This window comes from Ramlibacter aurantiacus (assembly GCF_016722895.1).
GTDB lineage: Bacteria > Pseudomonadota > Gammaproteobacteria > Burkholderiales > Burkholderiaceae_C > Ramlibacter > Ramlibacter aurantiacus.
Map to the genome: position 1 here is coordinate 212801 of NZ_JAEQNA010000002.1, position 19010 is coordinate 231810.

Consider the following 19010-nt stretch of genomic DNA (forward strand, 5'->3'; position numbering starts at 1 on the left):
CGTCACCTATCAAGGGGCGTTGTATCGGGCGAAGTACGCCAACCCCGGCTACAACCCGACAATCAGCACCTATTTCTGGGAGCCCTACAACTGTGCTGCGGCACCCGCACCCGCACCCGCACCCGCACCGGCACCGGCACCGGCTCCGGCTCCGGCTCCGGCTCCGGCTCCGGCGCCTGCACCGGCGCCTGCACCGGCGCCTGCACCGGCAGCCTGCAGCTATCCGAACTGGGTGAACGGCCAGTCCTATCCCGCCGGCAGCATCGTCACCTATCAAGGGGCGTTGTATCGGGCGAAGTACGCCAACCCCGGCTACAACCCGACAATCAGCACCTATTTCTGGGAGCCCTACAACTGTGCTGCGGCACCCGCACCCGCACCCGCACCGGCACCCGCACCTGCACCGGCACCGGCACCGGCACCCGCACCTGCACCTGCACCTGCACCTGCACCCGCACCTGCACCTGCACCTGCACCTGCACCTGCACCGGTCACTTGCACGTATCCGGAGTGGGTGAACGGGCGCTATTACGCCGCCGGGACGATCGTGACCTATCAAGGGCGCCTGTACCGGGCCAGGCATGCCAATCCGGGCTACAACCCCACCATCAGCACCTATTACTGGGCGCCCTATACCTGCTGACAGGCGGCGCACGACTGGCATGAAACACTTGCTTTTCCTTCCTCTGGCCCTGTTGGCGGCGGCCCAAGCCCAGGAGATCGGCACCGAAGCCTGGTACGCGGTGCCCGACGCACGCGGCGTCCAACTGGTTCATGTCGAGTGCGGCCCCGACTACATGGATCCGCGGGAGATCGTGGTCGAGCCTGGCACGCCCGTCGAGCTGTCGGTTCGCGCCACCGGCGAAGCGGACTTCGACGCCGGCCTCGTTCCCAAGGTGCGAGTCGGGCCGCAGCCACGGCGGTTGGCCTTCACGCCACCGGGACGCGGGCGCCACGTCCTGCAATGCAGCACCCCCGGCGAGGCGAAGGCGAATCCGCGGCGACGCGGCGTGCTGCACGTGGGACACCCGCACCGCGAGAACTGAGCCGGCGCCCCTGCCGCCCGGTGTTCGTCGGAACCGCGGGCAGCCAGGCGCCACTCAGCGCCGGTTTGCGTCGTCTTCGCGACGCACGTACGAGGGCATCCAGACCCTCCGGAAAGCCGGTGAATGGGAGAAGACCTGATCGTCGTGGGTGGTGGACCAGCCGGTGTCGCCTGTGCGCTGTGGGCGCATCAGCTGGGCTTGCGGGTGCTGTTGCTCGAAGCCGCAGCGGCGGTCGGCGGGCTCCAGCTGCGAAGTCCCTACACCAATCGGTGGATGCCCGGCTTGCAGGGGAAAAGTGGCCAGGAGGTCGCCATGTCGTTGCAGGCGCACCTCGATGCGGCTGGCGTTCCCTATCAACTGAACGTCACCGTCACGCGCATTTCGCACAACGCCGGGGCTGGCGGATGGGACGTGTCGAGTGCATGCGCCCACCATGTGGCGCCATGCCTCGTCCTCGCAACGGGCGCCCGGCCACGCCACCATGGCTTTGTCGAAGGCCCACGAATCGGCATTGGCCCCGGTCTCTCGATGGAGCGGCTGGAGGTGGCCCAAAGGCGGCTGGCGATCCTGGGTGGAGGCGACAACGCGTTCGACCAGGCGGCGTTCGCGCTGCGACGCGGTGCGCGGTCCGTCGACATCTATTGCCGCCGCACGCCGCACGCACAGCAGGTCTTGCAGCGACAGGTTGCGCCGGAGTGCGTGCACGTGGGCGCGTTCGAGGCGGACCCCTCCGCCATGACCATCAACGGCACGCCGTACGACTTCTTCGGGGTGCAGTTCGGCTTCGAGGCCTGCATCCCGGGCGGGCTGCAGCTGCCTCTGCAGGACGGCTATGTCGCCGTCGACCGGCGAGGCGCAGTCTCGGGCCAGCCCGGCTTGTTCGCAGCAGGCGAGGTCACCAACTACTGGCACCCCTGCGTCACGACCTCGTACGCCCACGGCGTGCAGGTGGCGAAGTCCATCCAGGTACAACTGCAACAGGCCAGCTTCTGAGTTCGCCGGGAGGGTGCGAGCACAAGCCTGTGCTGCTGCGCGCCACGCGGCGTAGCATCGCCTGCATGTCCGCATCCCACACCCTCTCCATCGATTTCGTCTCCGATGTCGCCTGCCCCTGGTGCGCTGTCGGGCTGGCATCACTCGAGCAGGCCATCGTGCGCCTGCAGGGCGACATGAGCGTCGAGCTTCGTTTCCAACCTTTCGAGTTGAACCCGCAGATGGGTCCGCAGGGGCAGGACCTGACGGAGCACCTGGCCCAGAAGTATGGCTCGACACCCGAGCAGCAGGCGGCCAACTGGGAGGCGCTGCGCCAACGGGCCGCGGCCGTCGGGTTCGACTTCCGCAAGGAAGGGCGCGGCCGCATGTGGAACACCTTCAATGCGCACCGCTTGCTGCATTGGGCCGGGCTGCAGGACGCATCGCGGCAGCACGCGCTCAAGAAGGCGCTGCTCACCGCCTATTTCACACGGGGCGAGAGTCCCGCGGATACGGACGTGCTGCTGGCGGCTGTGCGGGAGGCTGGGTTGGAGGTGGAGCGCGCCCGCGAGATCCTGGCGGGCGACGACTATGCGCAGGAGGTGCGCGAGCGCGAGCGGTTCTACACCAGTGCCGGCATCCACGCCGTGCCCTCGGTGATCGTCAATGAGCGCCACCTGATCCAGGGCGGCCAGCCGCCGGAGGTTTTCGAGCAGGCGCTGCGGCAGATTGCGGCCCACTGAGGCGGTGTGGGCACACCCCCGTTCCCGGGGCCAAGGATCGGCCGCCTTCGGACGCGCCTTTCAGGTGCGCGGCTCTCGAGGAGGGGGGCTGCCCCCTGCCAGCGCCGCGCACCAGGCCAGCAGCGCGTCCTGCTCCATGGCCTTGTCGAACACCGCGTCGCAGCCCAGCGCCAGGCATTGTTCACGGACGGCAGGGCTCGCGGTCGCGGTGAGCACCAGCACGTGTTGCCCCGCCCGGCGCGGGCGCAGGGCGCGCAGCACGCCCAGGCCGCTGCCCGGCCCCTCCAGCACCAGGTCGACGATCGCCAGGTCCCAGGCGTGAGCCGGATCTGCCAGCCAGTCCTTCGCAGCGCGCTCGCTGCTCGCGGCGCCCACCGTGCGGATGTCGGCCAGCTCGGCCAAAGTCTCGATCAGGGCCTCGCGGATGGCGGGGCTGTCCTCGACGATGAACGCGGTGATTCCCATGGGCGTGGAGGTGGTCGGGCCCCATGATGCCCCGCCAAAGCCGGGCCCGACAAGCCGGCCGGCGCGCGCATCACTCGTAAGCGCCGGTCGGCACGCAGGAGCAGAACAGGTTGCGGTCGCCCCAGGCGTTGTCCACGCGCCCGACCGGCGGCCAGTATTTGGCATGGCGGCGCTCGTCCAGCACCGCCGCGCCGACTTCGCGCGGATAGGCGTGTTGCCAGTCGCTGCGCAGCAGGCTGGCCGCGGTATGCGGCGCGTGCTTGAGCGGGTTGTCCTCGCGCGGCCACTCGCCCGTCTCGATGCGCTGGATTTCCTGGCGAATGGCGATCATGGCGGCTATGAAGCGCTCCAGTTCGTCCAGCGTCTCGCTCTCCGTGGGCTCGACCATGAGCGTGCCCGGCACCGGAAAGCTCAGCGTGGGCGCGTGGAAGCCGTAGTCGATCAGCCGCTTGGCGACATCTTCGGCCGTCACCCCGCTGCTGTCCTTCAGCGGGCGCAGGTCGAGGATGCACTCGTGGGCGACGTGTCCGTTGGGGCTGGCATAGAGCGTGGGGTAGTGCTCGCGCAGGCGCACGCTGACGTAGTTGGCCGAAAGAATGGCCACCTCGGTCGCCTGGCGCAGGCCCTGCGCGCCCATCATGCGGCAGTACATCCAGCTGATGGGGAGTACGGCCGCGTTGCCCAGGGGGGCGGCTGAAACGGCTCCCACCGGGCTGGCACCCGCGCCGCCGGTGGCATGCCCGGGCAGGAAGGGCACCAGGTCTTCCACGACGCACACCGGCCCCACTCCGGGGCCGCCGCCTCCGTGCGGGATGCAGAAGGTCTTGTGCAGGTTGAGGTGGCTCACGTCGCCGCCGAACTCGCCCGGCGCGGCCACGCCCACCAGAGCGTTCATGTTGGCGCCATCGATGTACACGCGGCCCCCGTGCCGGTGCACCAGCTCGCACAGTTCCTTGACGCGGGTCTCGAACACGCCGTGCGTGCTGGGGTAGGTGATCATCACCGCCGCCAGCTTGTCGCCATGCTGGCGGCACTTGGCCTCCAGGTCGGCCAGGTCGACGTTGCCGCCTTCGTCGCAGGCGGTCACCACCACCTGCATGCCCACCATCTGCGCGCTGGCCGGGTTGGTGCCGTGCGCCGAAGACGGAATGAGGCAGATGTTGCGCTGGCCTTCGCCACGGCTTTCGTGCCAGGCCTTGATGGCCAGCAGCCCGGCGTACTCGCCCTGCGAGCCGGCGTTGGGCTGCAGGCTGATGCCCGCGTAGCCGGTGGCTTCGCACAGCCAGGCACGCAGCTGCGCGTCGAGCTCGGCGTAGCCCGCCAGCTGGTCGGCCGGCGCGAAGGGATGCACGTTCGCGAACTCCGGCCAGGTGATGGGGATCATCTCGCTGGTGGCGTTGAGCTTCATCGTGCAACTGCCCAGCGGGATCATGGTGCGGTCCAGCGCGAGGTCCTTGTCCGACAGGCTGCGGATGTAGCGCAGCATGCCGGTTTCGCTGTGGTGCGTGTTGAACACCGGGTGCGCGAGGAAACCGCTGGTGCGGCGAAGCGCCGGCGCGATGGCGGGTTCCAGCCCTTGCTCGAAGTCGGCGATGCGGGGCAACTCCTGGCCGGGCGCCGCGAAGACGGACCACAGCAGTTCGATGTCGGCGCGGGTGGTGGTCTCGTCCAGCGAGATGCAGAGGTACTCGTCCCAGGCCACGCGCAGGTTGGCGCCGAGGGAGTGGCCCTTGGCCAGCAGCGTCTGGGTGGACTTGCCGGTGTGCAGTGACACGGTGTCGAAGAAGTTCGGCGAACGCGGCCGGTGCCCCAGCTGCTCCAGGCCGCGGGCCAGCAGGGCGGTGTAGCACGCGACCCGCTGCGCGATGCGGCGCAGCCCGTCGGGGCCGTGGTAGACCGCGTACATGCTGGCCACCACGGCCGGCAGCACCTGGGCCGTGCAGATGTTGGAGGTGGCTTTCTCGCGGCGGATGTGCTGTTCGCGGGTCTGCAGCGCCAGGCGGTAAGCCGGGTTGCCGTGCGCGTCCACGCTCACCCCGACCAGCCGTCCCGGCAGTGAGCGCTTGTACTCGTCACGACAGGCCATGTAGGCCGCGTGCGGGCCGCCCGCGCCCATGGGCATGCCGAAGCGCTGGGTGGTGCCCACCACGATGTCGGCACCCCATTCCCCGGGCGGCACCAGCAGCGTGAGCGCCAGCAGGTCGGCCGCCACGATGAAGGCCGCCTGTTTCGCATGCACCTGCACCACGTCGGCCCGCAGGTCGTCGATGCGGCCGCTGGTGGCGGGGTACTGCGCCAGCACGGCGAAATAGTCGCCTGCCAGCAGGCGCTGCCACTCCTCGGCCGAGTTGGCGAGCACCACCTCGATGCCCAGCGGCCGGGCGCGCGTGCGCACCACCTCGATGGTCTGGGGGTGGCAGTCGCCTGCCACGACGAAGGTGTTGCTGCGCGCCTTGACGCTGCGCCGCGCCAGGGTCATGGCCTCGGCCGCGCTGGTGGCCTCGTCGAGCATGGACGCATTGGCGATGGCCATGCCCGTGAGGTCGCAGACCAGGGTCTGGAAATTGACCAGCGCCTCCATGCGGCCCTGGCTGATTTCGGCCTGGTAGGGCGTGTAGGCGGTGTACCAGGCCGGGTTCTCCAGCACGTTGCGCAGGATGACGGGCGGCGTGGTCGTGCCGTAGTAGCCCTGGCCGATGAAGCTGCGCATCACCTGGTTGCGCGAGGCGATCCTGCGCAGCTCGGCCAGCGCCGCGGCTTCGCCCACCGCGGGCGGCAGGTTCATCTCGCGGCTGCGGGCGATGGCGCGCGGCACGATGCCTTCGATCAGCGCCTGGCGCGAGGCCTCGCCGATCACGGAGAGCATGTGGGCTTCATCGGCGGCGTCGACGCCGATGTGGCGCGGGATGAATTCGCCGGGGTTCTCGAGGTCTCGCAAGGAATGGGGCATGGCGCGGCGGTGTGGAGTGAGGGGGCTTCGGCGTTCGAGGCGAGGCGCTGGGCAGGCGCGCTAGGGCTTCGACGGGCTCGGGTTGAACGGAACAACAACATCCGTTCGCCCTGGGCTCGTCGAAGGGTTCGCGAAGCGTGGCTTCGAAAAGTGGGGCCGAGCTGCGCGGTGCAGGTTCAACCGGCAAGCCTTCGATGGCATCACGCGTTCTTCGCGAATTCCCCGTAAGCCGTCTCGTCCATCAGCCCCTCCAGCTCGGCCGCATCGTCCAGTCGAACCTTGAAGAACCAGCCCTGGCCCAGCGGGTCGCTGTTGGCCAGCGAAGGATCGGCGCGCAGGGATTCGTTGACCTCGGTCACCTCGCCGGTGACCGGCATGTACACATCGGCCGCGGCCTTGACCGACTCGACCACGCCAGCGACCTCGCCCTTGCTGAAGCGCCGGCCGACTTCCGGCAGGTCGACGAACACCACGTCGCCCAGCGCGTCCTGCGCATGCACGGTGATGCCGACGGTGGCGGTGCCCGCGTCGTCGCGGATCCACTCGTGCTCGGGCGTGTACTTGATGGTCATGGGTTCTCCTGGGTTGTGTGTAAAGGTTCAGCCGCGGTGGTAGCGGTGCGGCACGAAGGGCAGGGGGACGACTTCCATGGGCACCGGCCTGCCGCGCACCAGCGCCTGCAGCCGCGTGCCCGGCGTGGCCAGGGAAGGGCCCACGTAGCCCATGGCGATGGGCTGGTCGGCGGTGGGCCCCGGCAGGCCGCTGGTGACCTCACCAACCGGCGCGCCCTGCGGATCCTGCAAGGCGGTGTGCTCGCGCACCGGCACGCGCTCGAGCGCCACCAGGCCCACGCGCCTGCGAGCCAGGGGTGCCGTGCCCTGCAACTCGGCCAGCACGCGCTCGGCGCCGGGGAATCCGCCGGCGCGAGCGCCGCCGGTGCGGCGTACCTTCTGGATCGCCCAGCCCAGCGCGGCCTCGGCCGGCGTGGTGGTGGTGTCGATGTCGTTGCCGTACAGGCACAGGCCCGCCTCCAGGCGCAGCGAATTGCGCGCCCCCAGGCCGATCGGCTTCACCTCGGCTTGCTGCAGCAGGCTGCGCGCCAGCGCCTCGGCCTGGGCGGCGGGCACCGAGATCTCGAAGCCGTCTTCGCCGGTGTAGCCACTGCGCGTGATGAACAGGTCGGCGCCTTGCCAGTCGAAGGCGGCGCCGGTCATGAAGACCAGGCGCTCGACGCCGGGAACGACGCGGGACAGCGCGGTGACCGCCTGCGGTCCTTGCAGTGCCAGCAGCGCGCGATCGGGCAGGGGGATCACGTCGCAGCGCGAGCCGATGCGCGAATGCAGGTGCGCGATGTCACCGGCCTTGCAGGCGCCATTGACGATGACCAGGATGTCGTCGCCGTCCGCCGCGCCGCAACGAGCGTCGCGCCGAATGAACATCAGGTCGTCGATGATCGTGCCCTCGTCGGTGAGCAGCAGGCCGTAGCGCTGCTTGCCGGGCGCGAGGTCGAGCACGTCCATGGGGATCAGGCTTTCGAACGCTGCCGCGGCCTGCGGTCCGGCCAGGCGAAGCTGGCCCATGTGGGATACGTCGAACAGCCCGGCGGCGCGGCGCGTGTGGTGGTGCTCGGCCATGAGCCCGGCGGGGTACTGCACCGGCATCTCATGGCCGGCGAAGGGCACCATGCGGGCGCCGAGTTCGAGATGCAGGGCGTGCAGCGGCGTGTGCTGCAGGGCTGGGCTGGACGTGGCGGCTGGCATGCGGACTTTCAAGGGCGGGCAGGCCATGGTAGGGGACCATGGGCGGGCCCTGCTGTCCGCTTTACCTGAGAGATTCACCCCGGGTCACGGGGTTTGCTCCTTCGGTGGATGGCTCCTTGCGAAACCACCTCTCTCCAGCAAGGAAACGCCCCTTGCGGGGCGTGTCGCCAGTCCTTTGTACCTGAGCGTTCGGCTGGGGGCCTGCGCCTTCGGCGGCCGCACGGGGCGGCGCTCTCCTGACGACGCGGCATTGTAGCCAGCGTCAGGCCATCGGCCTCACATGTTCGGGTAGTTGGGGCCGCCGCCGCCCTCGGGCACCACCCAGACGATGTTCTGCGTCGGGTCCTTGATGTCGCAGGTCTTGCAGTGCACGCAGTTCTGCGCGTTGATCTGCAGGCGCTCCTGCCCGTCGTCCTTGACGAACTCGTAGACCCCGGCCGGACAGTAGCGCTGCTCGGGTCCGGCATAGGTGCGCAGGTTGACCGCCACGGGCACCGACGGGTCCTTGAGGGTGAGGTGGGCCGGCTGGTCCTCGGAATGGTTGGTGTTGGAGATGAACACCGACGAGAGCTTGTCGAACGTGAGCTTGCCGTCGGGCCTGGGGTACTCGATCGGCTTGCACTGGTCGGCCGGCTTCAGGTACAGGTGGTCGGCCTTTTCCCGGTGCAGCGTCCAGGGGATGCGGCCGTTGAGCAGGAACTGCTCGACGCCGGTCATCACCGTGGCCGTGCTCAGCCCCTTCTTGAACCACTGCTTGAAGTTGCGCGCCTTGTTCAACTCGGCGTGCAGCCACGAGCGCTCGAAATGCTCGGGGTAGGAGGTGAGTTCGTCGTGCTGGCGTCCCTGGGCCAGCGCCTGGAAGGCGGCTTCGGCGGCCAGCATGCCGGTCTTGATGGCCGCGTGGCTGCCCTTGATGCGCGAAGCGTTGAGGTAGCCCGCTTCGCAGCCCACCAGCGCACCGCCCGGGAACACCGTCTTGGGCAGCGACAGCAGCCCGCCCACGGTGAGCGCCCGTGCGCCATAGGCCAGCCGCTTGGCCGGCCGGCCGCCCGCGGGCGTCTCGAAGTACCAGCGGATGTTCCGGTGGGTCTTGAAGCGCTGGAACTCGTCATAAGGGGACAGCCACGGGTTGGCGTAGTCCAGCCCGACCACGAAGCCCACGGCGACCTGGTGGTTCTCCAGGTGGTACAGGAACGAGCCGCCATAGGTGTCGCCCCGCAGCGGCCAGCCGGCGCTGTGCAGGGCCAGCCCCGGCGTGTGTCGCGAGGGGTCGATCTCCCAGACTTCCTTGATGCCGATGCTGTAGCTCTGCGGATCGCGTCCCTCGTCGAGCTTGAAGCGCGAGATCAGTTGCCGGCCGAGGTGTCCGCGCGAACCTTCGGCAAAGATGGTGTAGCGGGCGTGCAGCTCCATGCCGAGCTGGAAATTGTCAGTGGGCTCGCCGTCCTTGCCCAGGCCCATGTGGGCGGTGGCCACGCCCTTGACCGAGCCGTCCTCGTTGTACAGGACCTCCGCCGCGGGGAAGCCGGGGAAGATCTCCACGCCCAGGGCTTCGGCCTGCTGGGCCAGCCAGCGCGTGAAGTTGGCCAGGCTGATGATGTAGTTGCCGTGGTTCTGGAAGTTGGACGGCAACAGCACGTTGGGCGTGCGCCAGGCGCTGCGCTCGCCCAGGAACAGGAAGATGTCCTCGGTCACCGGCTGGTTCAGCGGTGCACCGCGCGAGCGCCAGTCGGGGAAGAGTTCTTCGAGCGCGATCGGATCCATGATGGCGCCCGACAGGATGTGGGCACCCGGCTCGGAGCCTTTCTCCAGCACCACCACCGACACGTCGCGCCCGTCCTCGGCCGCCAGTTGCTTGAGCCGAATGGCGGTGGACAGGCCGGCAGGGCCGGCGCCGACCACGACCACGTCGTACGCCATGGATTCGCGCGGCCCGAACCGCGCCAGGATTTCTTCGTTCGTCATGGATGTCCCGATCCTTGTTCTGTGAGGGGGGTGCCCGGGGGGCGGCCGTGCCCGGGGAGCGAAAGATTCTATGCCGCACCCCATCGCGCCCTTCTTGGCCCATGGCGAAGAGGAGCTTGCAAAACAGAGAGGCGCGAACATGGCCAACGCCATGCCGGGCGTGGCCGAGGCGATCCAGGCGCGGCAGGTCGACCACTTCAACCGGGCCGATCCACGGTACGGCGCCGAGGTCCGGCACAAGCTGGACCCACCAAAGCCGTGCGGACGAGTACTTTGCATTGAACTTGTCCGCCCGGCCGTGGATGGCGCGCGACATTCGCGGCCATCGAGCGGAATGCCGGCTCAGCAGCGTCCCTAGAATGGCCGCTCATGCGTCGCCCGGTGCCCGGCACGGGCGGCGTTTCCATCCACGCATCCGGCTCGCTCGGGTGCCGGAATCGAGCCTCCGATATGTCCTTGCCCACCAGCGAAGCGCCCCGGCCGCCCTCGGTCGAAACCGACGACCTCGGCGCGTACCTGCAACACGTCGTGCGCGTGCAGGCTTCGGATCTGTTCATGACCGTGGGGGCGCCGCCCGCCGTCAAGGTCGAGGGCCGCATGGTTTCGCTGGGCTCGGTGCCGCTGCCGCGCGGCGCCGTCAAGCGGCTGGCGTATTCGGTGATGTCGCCTACCCAGGTGCGCGACTTCGAGCGCGACCTCGAATGCGACCTCGCGTACTCGGTGGACGGCCTGGGGCGGTTCCGCTTCAACGTGTACGTGCAGCGAGGCGAAGTGAGCCTGGTGGCGCGGCATGTGCGCAGCCACATTCCCACGCTGCCGGAACTGCGGCTTCCCCCGGTGGTCGAGCGCCTGGCCATGCTGCGCCAGGGCCTGGTGCTGGTGGTGGGCTCGGCCGGTTCGGGCAAGTCGACCACGCTGGCCGCCATGCTCGAGCACCGCAACCAGCGCGCGCCAGGGCACATCCTCACGGTGGAAGACCCGATCGAGTTCGTGCACGAGCACCGCAAGTGCATCATCGACCAGCGCGAGGTGGGGCTGGACACGCGTTCCTTCGGCGACGCCCTGCGGCACGCGCTGCGCGAGGCGCCCGACGTGATCATGATCGGCGAGATCCGCGACCAGGAGACCATGCAGCACGCGCTGCACTATGCCGAGACCGGGCACCTGTGCGTCTCCACCCTGCACGCCAACAACGCCAACCAGGCCATCGAGCGCATCATCAATTTCTTCCCGGATGCGGCCCGCAAGCAGGTGCTGATGGACCTGTCGCTCAACCTCAAGGGCGTGCTGGCCCAGCGCCTGGTGCAAACCGGCAACGGCCCGCGCGTGCCGGCCACCGAGGTCATGCTGCTCACCGCCTACGTGTCGGAGTTGATCCAGAAGGGCGAGGCCGATGAGCTCAAGTCCGTCATCGCCAAATCGGTCGAGGTCGGCATGCACTCCTTCGATCAATCGCTCTTCGAGTTGTATCAACGCGACGAGATCGGCCTGGAGACCGCGCTCGAGCATGCCGACTCCAAGACCGACCTGTCCCTGCGCATCCGCCTGGCCGCCGGCACGCAGGACGAAACCAACGAGCGGCTGACCAACCTGCGGCGGCGGCGGATCGGGTAGGGGTCCCGCCTCGCCTGGTTCCAGGCGCGTAAGTACCTCGAGGCTTACCCCATTTGCGTGAGCTGCAGGCAGGTAGTGGCCGAAGACCGGCGATCTCGTGCTTTCCGCGCCTGATCAATTTGGCCGAGGGGCGCCAGGTGCTGTGACCTTGTGGAGTCCATGGACGCCGTCACCTCTTTTGTGGAGTCTGTCTTTGCGTTTGCACTCCGGTATCGGCGTACCAGCGCTTTCCGACTCCCCAGGCGCTTGGCACGGTCGAGTCGGTGTACGTGATGCGCGTGATGGGTGGGCCGTTCCGGCAGACGAGATCGTTGCACCCGAGCTCCGCCTGACACCGAACGACTGAGATTCAATTCAGCCTCAGCGGCTGCGCATACCCCGTCATTTCCAGATAGCCCAGGCCCATGTGGGAGCCGTGCGCGTCGAGCAGTTCGGACAAGCCCTCCCAGTACACGGCGCCGGTGGAGGCGCGGCTGTCGAGTTCCTGCGTGGGCATGAGCGCGCGCACCTCGAACCGCCCTGCCGGGCATTCGATCTGCCATCGCACCGGATAGCGCGCGCCCGATGCCGGGCTGGTCCAGGACTCGCGCGGCGTGAAGCGCGTCTGGCCGGCGGCAAAGGCGCGGGCCACCCCACCGGCCGCGCGGAACGAGCCCCCGTCCCAGACCGTGCTGCCGTCGGCCCGGCGCAAGCGGAACGCGGTGAGGGCGCTGCCGTCGTCCAGGTTCATGCCGATCCAGTCCCAGCCGACGGCCTCGGGGTGCAGCAGCTCCTCGCTCCACTCGTGATCCAGCCAGCCGCGACCGGTGACGTCGAAGCGCTGCTCGCCCACTCGCAGCTGGCCCGAGGCCTGCAACTGCGGCTGGCTGTAGTAGTAGCTGGCCTGGCGCGGGTCGGGCCCCTTGCGAGACAGGCCCGCCTCGCCCTGCAGCAGCAAGGGCTGGGTGGGCATGAAATCCAGCTCGATGGCGAACTCTTCACCGCCCAGCCGTGCCAGGTAGCGGCCATCGGCCCGGCGTCGCAGCGACCAGTCGCGCAGCTGCACGCGGGTGTCGTCCTCGGCCGCCTCGGCGATGCCGAAGCCGGCCCGCGCGATGCGCTGGTCGTGCCACAGGCGCCGGCCGGCCAGGTCGGTGATCGCGGCGTGCGCGAACACCAGCTGGCGCGCGGCGAAGCGCGATTGGATCGCCTGCGCCACGTCGACGCGCGTGCGAAAGAAGGTCACCTGGAAGCCGAACATCCGCTCGCCGGCGCTCGCGTGGCCGGTGATGTACCACCATTCGGTGCGCAATTCGGGGTGGGCGCCGTGGTCGCGCGGGAACACCAGGGTCCGCGGCTCGAGCGCCCGCGCCGGCACGGCGACCGAGCCGATGAGGGGCCAGGCAAGCGCCGTGACCAGCTGGCGGCGATTCGGGCCCATCACCAGTCCTCCTTCACCGCCAGCACCGCGTCCCGCCCGGCGGCGCTGCGCCCGGCCAGGAAGGCCGTGAGCGTGCCGGCCAGCACCACCAGCGCGCACAGCAGGAGCAGCCGACCCCAGGGCACCAGCAGGTCCATCGTCCAGTGGAAGCTCTGCGGGTTGACCACGTGCACCAGCACCACGGCCACCGCCAGCCCCAGCAGCAGCCCGGCGGCCGAGCCGATGGCCGTCCAGGCCGCGCCTTCCCCGGCCACCACCCGCAGCACCTGGCCGCGGGTCAGCCCCAGGTGCTGCAGCAGCCCGAACTCCTTGCGCCGCGCCAGCACCTGGGCGCTGAAGCTGGCGGCGACGCCGAACAGCCCGATGGCGATGGCCACGGCCTGCAGCCAGTAGGTGACGGCGAAGCTGCGGTCGAAGATGCGCAGCGACGCGGCGCGGATGTCCTGCGCGCTGGCGAACTCCAGCACGCCGGCGGCCCCGGCATGCTGCTCGCCGAGCTGGCGCAAACCCGCCAGCACACCGCCGGTGTCGGCACCCGGCGCCAGCCACAGGTGCAGGTCGTTGCTGCGGGTGTCGCCGGTCAGCCGCCGGTAGTCCTCGCTGTCCACCATGACCGCGCCGGTCTGGCGCACGTAGTCGCGCCAGATGCCGGCGACGAAGAAGCGCGGCGTGGCGCCTGCCTGCCCGAAGGCCTGCTCCAGCGCCGGCAGCCCCTGGCCGACGCGGGCGCCGTACAGGTCCACCATGGCCTCGCTCACATAGACGCCGATGCGGCCGGCCGGCACGGGCCGTGCCTCGCCCACCATCGGCAGTTGCCGCTGCGGCTCCTCGAGCCGCCGCGCCAGCAGCACCACCGGCGGCATCGATGGGTCCAGCAGCAGCGGGCGCACCCGCTGGGTGCCGGCGCGGGCGATGCCCGGCAGCGACGCCGCCGCCTGCACGAATGCCGGGTCGAGGAAGGCGGTGTCGGCCGCCGCCGAGCTCTCGCCGGTGCGCACGTACAGGTCGGCCGGCAGCAGCACGTCGAGCCAGCGGGTCACCGAGTCCCGGAAGCTCGCGACCATCACGGTGAGCGCGATGGCCAGGCTCAGCGCGGCGACCACGCCGCTCACGGCCACGGCGGCACTCTCGCGCACACGCCGCGCCCGCTCCACCGCCAGCAGCGCCAGCGGCCGGCCTGCCGTGTGCGGGGCCAGCCGGTCGTAGACCAGCGACACGGCGGCGGGCAGGGCGGTGATGCCGCCCACCAGCAGCAGTCCCACCGACAGATAGGCCGCCAGCGGCATGCCGGCGATGGGCGGCATCAGCGCCAGCAGGCAGCCGGCGACGATCAGGGCGGCGCTGACGCCATGGCCGCGGCGGCCGGTGCCGGCGTGGCCCAGGCCCTTGAGCGAGGGCGCCAGCGGCAGGCGTTGGGCGAGTCGGGCTGGGAACCATCCGCCGACCGCGGCGGCGATCACGCCGAGCACGCCGTAGGCCCCGGCGGCCGGGGCGCTCCACTGCAAGCCGGGCGCCACCCCCGAGAAGTAGCCGCCGCCCAGGTCCCCGCCGAGCAGGCGCAGCGCCAGCGCCGCCAGCCCGGTGCCGAGCGCGATGCCGGCGCCGCTGCCGGCCACGCCGAGCACCAGCGATTCGCCCAGCACCAGCCCCAGTCGCTGGCGTGCGGTGACGCCCAGCACGCCCAGCAGGGCCAGTTGCTGCAGCCGCCGCGCCACGCTCAGCGACAGCACCGAGAACACCAGGAAGGCCCCGGTGAACAGGGCCACCAGGGCCAGCACGGTGAGGTTCACGCGGTAGGCGCGCGAGAGCTGGTCGATGCGCTGGGCGGCGTCTGCGGGCTCGGCCGCCACCACGCCGGCCGGCAGTTCGAGGCCGCGCAGGAAGTCGCGCGCGGAGGTTCCGGGGGCCAGCCGCAGGTCGATTCGGGTGAGTTCGCCCCGTCGGCCGAACAGGTCCTGGGCCGCCCCGATGTCCATCACCGCCGTTGCAGCGCCCGGGGCCGCCACGGTGCCCGCGACCCGCAGCGGCTGCAGCCGCAGGCCGACCTGCACCTGCACCCGTTGGTCGCCAAGCTGCTGGCGGGCCGCCGGGTTGAGGAACACGGCGTCCGGGGCGAACAGGTCGAAGCGTCCGGCGCCGGCGTCGAGGCTGGGCATGAGCGCGGGTGCGATGGACGCCACGGCCAGGGCGTCCACGCCCAGCACGCGCAGCGCCGCCCGCCCGCCGGCGCCGCCCTGGGCCTGGGTGCTCAGTTCGAGGATGGGGCTGGCCAGGCGCACCTGCGGGTGGGCCGCAAGCCGGGCGTACAGCGACTCGTCGAAGCCGCCCTGCGCGGCGCGCAGTTCGAGGTCGGGTCGGCCCTGCACGGAGCGCACGGCGCTGGAGAACTCGCTCAGCGCCGAGGCGTTGATCAGGTGGACCGCGAACGCCAGCGCCACCCCGAGCATGACGGCCACCACCGCGGTGGCGTGGCGCCAGGGGTGGTGGCGCAGTTCCTGCCAGGAGAAGCCGCGAAGAAGGGACGCCAGCATGGGGCCCGATTGTGGGCCCCGGGGTGGTTCGTCAGGCCATCGCCTCGTGCTCGCCCATGAGCTCCTCCTTGCGCGCTTCCAGCTCGTCGCGCATGGCCATCAGGTCGAGCTTTCGGGCGCTGCGGGCCTTGGGGAAGATCTCGTTTTTCTCTTCCTTCACGTGGTGGTCCACGTACTCGCCCAGCACCTTGACCTTGGCGTCGAACATCGGGTCGGTTTCGGACATCTCCTGCAGCTGCGCGATCAGGTCCTTGGCGCTCTGGTGTTCGACCGTGGCCTCGTCCAGCAGGTCGGTGTCCTTGATCGCGCTGCGCAAGGCGGGGTAGAAGATCTCCTCCTCGATCTGCGCATGCACGGTCAGCTCCAGGCAGATGCGGCGGGCCAGCTCCAGCTTCTTCTGCGCGGCGCTGCGTGCGCGCGACTGCGTCAGCTCTTCGTAGTCCTTGAACATTTTCTTGACCGCGCGGTGATCCGCATCGAGCAGATCGCAGGCGTCCTTTGCACGTGTAGCCATGGTGTTTCTCCGGTGTGGTGCCGCGATGATCCGGTTGGCCCCGAGCCGCGCGCGTAGGAAAACACCGGGGCCGGGTGCCGGAGGCGCGAAGGCCGGCGAGGGGTGGCTGTGCAGCTCAGTCGGCGGCTTCGAGGCCGCGCGCGGTCAGGCGCAGCACCCGGTCGGCGCGGCGCGCGGCCGTGTCCGAGTGCGTCACCAGCACCAGCGAGGCGCCGTGCTGGCGGGTCTGCGCGATCAGCAGGTCCATCACGCGTGCCGCGGTGCCGGGATCGAGGTTGCCGGTGGGCTCGTCCGCCAGGAGCAGCGCCGGCCGATGCACCAGCGCGCGGGCGATCGCCACGCGCTGCAACTGGCCGCCGCTGAGTTGCTGCGGCAGCCGCTGGTCCAGCCCCTCCAGCCCCACCGCGGCCAATGCCTGGCGCACACGATCGGTCCGCTCGACGGCCGGCGCCTGCAGCAGCAGCAGCGGCAAGCCCACGTTCTGCGCCACGTCCAGGTGCGGCAGGACGTGGAAGGCCTGGAACACGAATCCCACGTGGCGCCGGCGCAGGATCGCGCGCTGCTCGTCGCCCGCCGCCCCCAGGTCGTGGCCGCACAGGTGCACGGTGCCCGCGTCCCAGTGATCGAGCCCGGCCATGCAATTGAGCAGCGTGGACTTGCCCACGCCGGACTCGCCCAGGATGGCGACGAACACGCCCGGGTCGATGCGCAGCGAGACATCGGTGAAGACGGTGTCCGTGCCGTAACGCTTGGCCAGGCCCTCGATGCGGATCGGCGGCGCAACGGGGGACGCCGGCAGGTCGCTCATGCCAGCTCCAGCCGGCGCGCCTGCTGCCGCAGCAGCTCGAGCACCTGCGTGGTGGCGTCGGGCGCGTCGCAGGCGACCACGCGTCGCTGCGGCATGCCGCGCAGCCAGGTGAGCTGCCGCTTGGCCAGCTGGCGGGTGGCGGCGATGCCGCGCTCGCGCAGCACGCCCAGCGGCAGCGGCTGGCCGGCGTCCTGCGCGTCCAGCCATTCCCAGGCTTGCCGATAGCCCACGCAGCGGATGCTGGGAAGCTGCGGCGACAGGTCGCCGCGTGCACGCAGGCGGCGCACCTCGTCCAGCAGGCCGGCACGCAGCATGTCGTCGAAGCGCGCCTCGATGCGGTGGTGCAGCCAGGCCCGGTCGGTCGGCTCCAGTGACACCAGCAGCAGGGGCGCGAGCCCGGTGCCTGGCGCCGGCTGCGCGTGCCAGTCGCTGATCGGGCGGCCCGACAGCTGCCAGACCTCGAGGGCGCGCTGGATGCGCTGGGCATCGAGCGGCGCCAGCCGGGCCGCGGTGGCGGGGTCGACGCGGGCGAGTTCGGCATGCAGCGCGGGCCAGCCCCGCTCGCGTGCGTCGGCCTCGATGCGGCTGCGGGTGCCGGCATCGGCGGCCGGCATGGCGGCCAGTCCCTCGAACAGGGCCTTGAAGTACAGCATCGTGCCGCCCACCAGCAGCGGCAGCGCGCCGCGCGCGCGGATCTGCGCCACGCACTGGCGCGCATCGGCGGCGAACTCGGCGGCGCTGTAGCTCTCGCGCGGGTCGCGGATGTCGATCAGGTGGTGCGGCACCGCCGCGCGCTCGGACGGCGAGGGCTTGGCCGTGCCGATGTCCATGCCGCGGTAGACCAGGGCCGAATCGACGTTCACGACCTCGACGGGCAGCTCGCGCGCCAAGGCCAGGGCGGCGGCGGTCTTGCCCGACGCGGTCGGCCCGGCCAAGGCCAGGTACTGCGGGTCAGGCGCGCCGCAGCTCGCCATGGCGACGCACCAGGGTGAAGGCCACGACCGCGATGCAGACGCCCCAGAACCACAGGCCCGAGACCAGCGGCCAGGCACTGTCCATGGCCTGGCGACCGAGCCAGCCGCCCATCGCGAAAGCCACCAGCATCATCAGGAAACCGTTCAGGGCCGCAGCGGCGCCGGCGGCCTTGGGAAAGGGCGCCACCGCGACGACCTGGCCGCAGGGCTGGTGCACGCCGTGCGCGAGCATGAACAGCCAGATCGGGGGCAGCAGCGCCCAGATGCCGCGCACGCCCGCCCAGGCCAGCAGCACCAGCACCGTGCCGGCCAGCAGGCTGACGCCGCCGGCCCACATCACCGCGCGCCGCAGGCCGATGCGCGTGAGCAGGCGCCTCGCCAGCACGGTGCCCGCCAGGTAGGTCAGCGATACCGAGAACAGGGCCACGCCCACCTCGGTGGCACCCAGGCCGATCACCTGGCCGAACACGAAGGGCGCGGTGGCCAGGAAGGTGAACAGGCCGGCATACGACGTGGTGGCCAGGGCCGAACCGGCCAGGAAAGTGGGGTGCCGGATGATGGTCCACCAGCTGCGGGCGATGGCGCCCGGGTGCAGCGGCGCGCGTCGTTCGGCGGGCAGCGACTCGGTGAAGTGGCGCGCGATGATGAGCCACAGCAGGGCACTGAAGATCCCGAGCAGGGCCAGCGCCCAACGCCAGCCGAAGAGATCGGCGACCACGCCGCCGAGCGGCGCGCTCAGGCAGGCGATGACGCCCAGGCCGGACAGGCCCTTGGCCATGGTGCGTGCGCCCACCTGCGGTTCGTACAGGTCGCGCACGATGGCGCGAGCACCCATCACCGCCGCGCCCATGGCCGCGCCCTGCGCGGCGCGCCAGGCGACCAGCAGGTCCATCGAGGGGGCCAGCGCACAACCGACCGAGGCGCCGACATAGATGCCGATGCCGGCCAGCAGCACGGGGCGGCGGCCGAATCGATCGGACAGGGGGCCCCACGCCAGCTGGGAGATGCCGAAGGCCAGCAGCAGCACGGCGAGGGTGGCCTGGGCCTGGGCCTGGGCCGGCTCGGCGCCCAGGGCGCGGGTGAGGCCAGGCAAGGCCGGCAAGTACAGGTCGGTGGTGAGGGGCTGCAGGCCCAGGAGAAGCGATAGCAGGACGACGACGACGCCGGGGCTCATGGAGACAGGGCCGGCCGGAACGGAAGCAGACATCGCGGCGAGCGTAGCAGAGGGTGCGGCCGGACTGCCGCGTC

General features: G+C 70.5%; 17 protein-coding genes and 2 riboswitches. Of the genes, 6 read left to right on the forward strand and 11 right to left on the reverse strand.

Annotated elements, in window-relative coordinates:
* The 4 genes from JI739_RS08790 to JI739_RS08805 form a co-directional block, all read left to right on the forward strand.
* Positions 1 to 643 (forward strand): carbohydrate-binding protein (locus tag JI739_RS08790; protein ID WP_494338067.1); only part of this gene is annotated, 643 nt, incomplete at its 5' end.
* Between the two features lie 19 nt (positions 644 to 662).
* Positions 663 to 1046, forward strand: a complete 384-nt coding sequence (locus JI739_RS08795; protein ID WP_201683514.1) for a hypothetical protein — start codon at positions 663 to 665, stop codon at positions 1044 to 1046.
* Between the two features lie 123 nt (positions 1047 to 1169).
* On the forward strand, positions 1170 to 2039 hold the full coding sequence (locus tag JI739_RS08800) for an NAD(P)/FAD-dependent oxidoreductase (RefSeq protein WP_201683515.1): 870 nt from the start codon (positions 1170 to 1172) through the stop codon (positions 2037 to 2039).
* Positions 2040 to 2104: 65 nt separating this feature from the next.
* Positions 2105 to 2761 carry a DsbA family oxidoreductase gene (locus JI739_RS08805; RefSeq protein WP_201683516.1) on the forward strand — a complete coding sequence of 219 codons (657 nt, stop codon included), beginning with the start codon at positions 2105 to 2107 and terminating at the stop codon, positions 2759 to 2761.
* A 60-nt stretch (positions 2762 to 2821) separates the two neighbouring features.
* Here the strand turns inward: JI739_RS08805 and JI739_RS08810 are convergent, their stop codons facing one another.
* From JI739_RS08810 to JI739_RS08830, 5 genes are all read right to left on the reverse strand, one after another.
* The gene (locus tag JI739_RS08810; RefSeq protein WP_201683517.1) at positions 2822 to 3226 is read right to left on the reverse strand and encodes a response regulator; all 405 of its coding nucleotides are present in this window, start codon (positions 3224 to 3226) and stop codon (positions 2822 to 2824) included.
* Between the two features lie 70 nt (positions 3227 to 3296).
* Complete coding sequence (gene gcvP, locus JI739_RS08815; RefSeq protein ID WP_201683518.1) at positions 3297 to 6176, reverse strand: aminomethyl-transferring glycine dehydrogenase; 2880 nt, start codon at positions 6174 to 6176, stop codon at positions 3297 to 3299.
* A gap of 200 nt (positions 6177 to 6376) precedes the next feature.
* The gene (gcvH, locus tag JI739_RS08820) at positions 6377 to 6748 is read right to left on the reverse strand and encodes a glycine cleavage system protein GcvH (RefSeq protein ID WP_201683519.1); all 372 of its coding nucleotides are present in this window, start codon (positions 6746 to 6748) and stop codon (positions 6377 to 6379) included.
* Between the two features lie 27 nt (positions 6749 to 6775).
* Complete coding sequence (gene gcvT / locus JI739_RS08825) at positions 6776 to 7936, reverse strand: glycine cleavage system aminomethyltransferase GcvT (RefSeq protein ID WP_201683520.1); 1161 nt, start codon at positions 7934 to 7936, stop codon at positions 6776 to 6778.
* A 42-nt stretch (positions 7937 to 7978) separates the two neighbouring features.
* Positions 7979 to 8084: riboswitch (glycine riboswitch) on the reverse strand.
* 14 nt (positions 8085 to 8098) lie between these two features.
* A riboswitch (glycine riboswitch) is annotated at positions 8099 to 8185 on the reverse strand.
* Positions 8186 to 8212: 27 nt separating this feature from the next.
* A complete protein-coding gene (locus JI739_RS08830; protein WP_201683521.1) occupies positions 8213 to 9901 on the reverse strand; it encodes an electron transfer flavoprotein-ubiquinone oxidoreductase in 1689 nt (562 codons plus the stop codon).
* A gap of 139 nt (positions 9902 to 10040) precedes the next feature.
* Between JI739_RS08830 and JI739_RS08835 the strand changes: the two genes are divergently transcribed.
* A complete protein-coding gene (locus JI739_RS08835) occupies positions 10041 to 10259 on the forward strand; it encodes a catalase-related domain-containing protein (RefSeq protein ID WP_201683522.1) in 219 nt (72 codons plus the stop codon).
* Between the two features lie 92 nt (positions 10260 to 10351).
* A complete protein-coding gene (locus tag JI739_RS08840) occupies positions 10352 to 11515 on the forward strand; it encodes a PilT/PilU family type 4a pilus ATPase (protein ID WP_201683523.1) in 1164 nt (387 codons plus the stop codon).
* 349 nt (positions 11516 to 11864) lie between these two features.
* On the opposite strand, the gene JI739_RS08845 is transcribed toward JI739_RS08840, so the two are convergent.
* The 6 genes from JI739_RS08845 to JI739_RS08870 all read right to left on the reverse strand — a co-directional run bounded on the left by JI739_RS08845 (position 11865) and on the right by JI739_RS08870 (position 18969).
* Complete coding sequence (locus JI739_RS08845) at positions 11865 to 12935, reverse strand: lipocalin-like domain-containing protein (protein ID WP_201683524.1); 1071 nt, start codon at positions 12933 to 12935, stop codon at positions 11865 to 11867.
* Entirely contained in the window at positions 12935 to 15463 is a 2529-nt protein-coding gene (locus JI739_RS08850) for an ABC transporter permease (RefSeq protein WP_201683740.1), read from the reverse strand. The genes JI739_RS08845 and JI739_RS08850 overlap by 1 nt, the downstream gene beginning before the upstream one ends.
* Positions 15464 to 15497: 34 nt before the next feature.
* Positions 15498 to 15980 (reverse strand): hemerythrin domain-containing protein, encoded by a 483-nt coding sequence (locus tag JI739_RS08855; protein WP_201683525.1) that lies wholly within the window; start codon positions 15978 to 15980, stop codon positions 15498 to 15500.
* Positions 15981 to 16095: 115 nt separating this feature from the next.
* A complete protein-coding gene (locus tag JI739_RS08860) occupies positions 16096 to 16788 on the reverse strand; it encodes an ABC transporter ATP-binding protein (protein ID WP_201683526.1) in 693 nt (230 codons plus the stop codon).
* The gene (gene miaA / locus JI739_RS08865) at positions 16785 to 17762 is read right to left on the reverse strand and encodes a tRNA (adenosine(37)-N6)-dimethylallyltransferase MiaA (protein WP_201683527.1); all 978 of its coding nucleotides are present in this window, start codon (positions 17760 to 17762) and stop codon (positions 16785 to 16787) included. Before miaA ends, JI739_RS08860 begins: the two co-directional genes overlap by 4 nt.
* Positions 17740 to 18969 (reverse strand): Bcr/CflA family efflux MFS transporter, encoded by a 1230-nt coding sequence (locus tag JI739_RS08870; protein ID WP_201683528.1) that lies wholly within the window; start codon positions 18967 to 18969, stop codon positions 17740 to 17742. Before JI739_RS08870 ends, miaA begins: the two co-directional genes overlap by 23 nt.
* Positions 18970 to 19010: the final 41 nt, after the last annotated feature.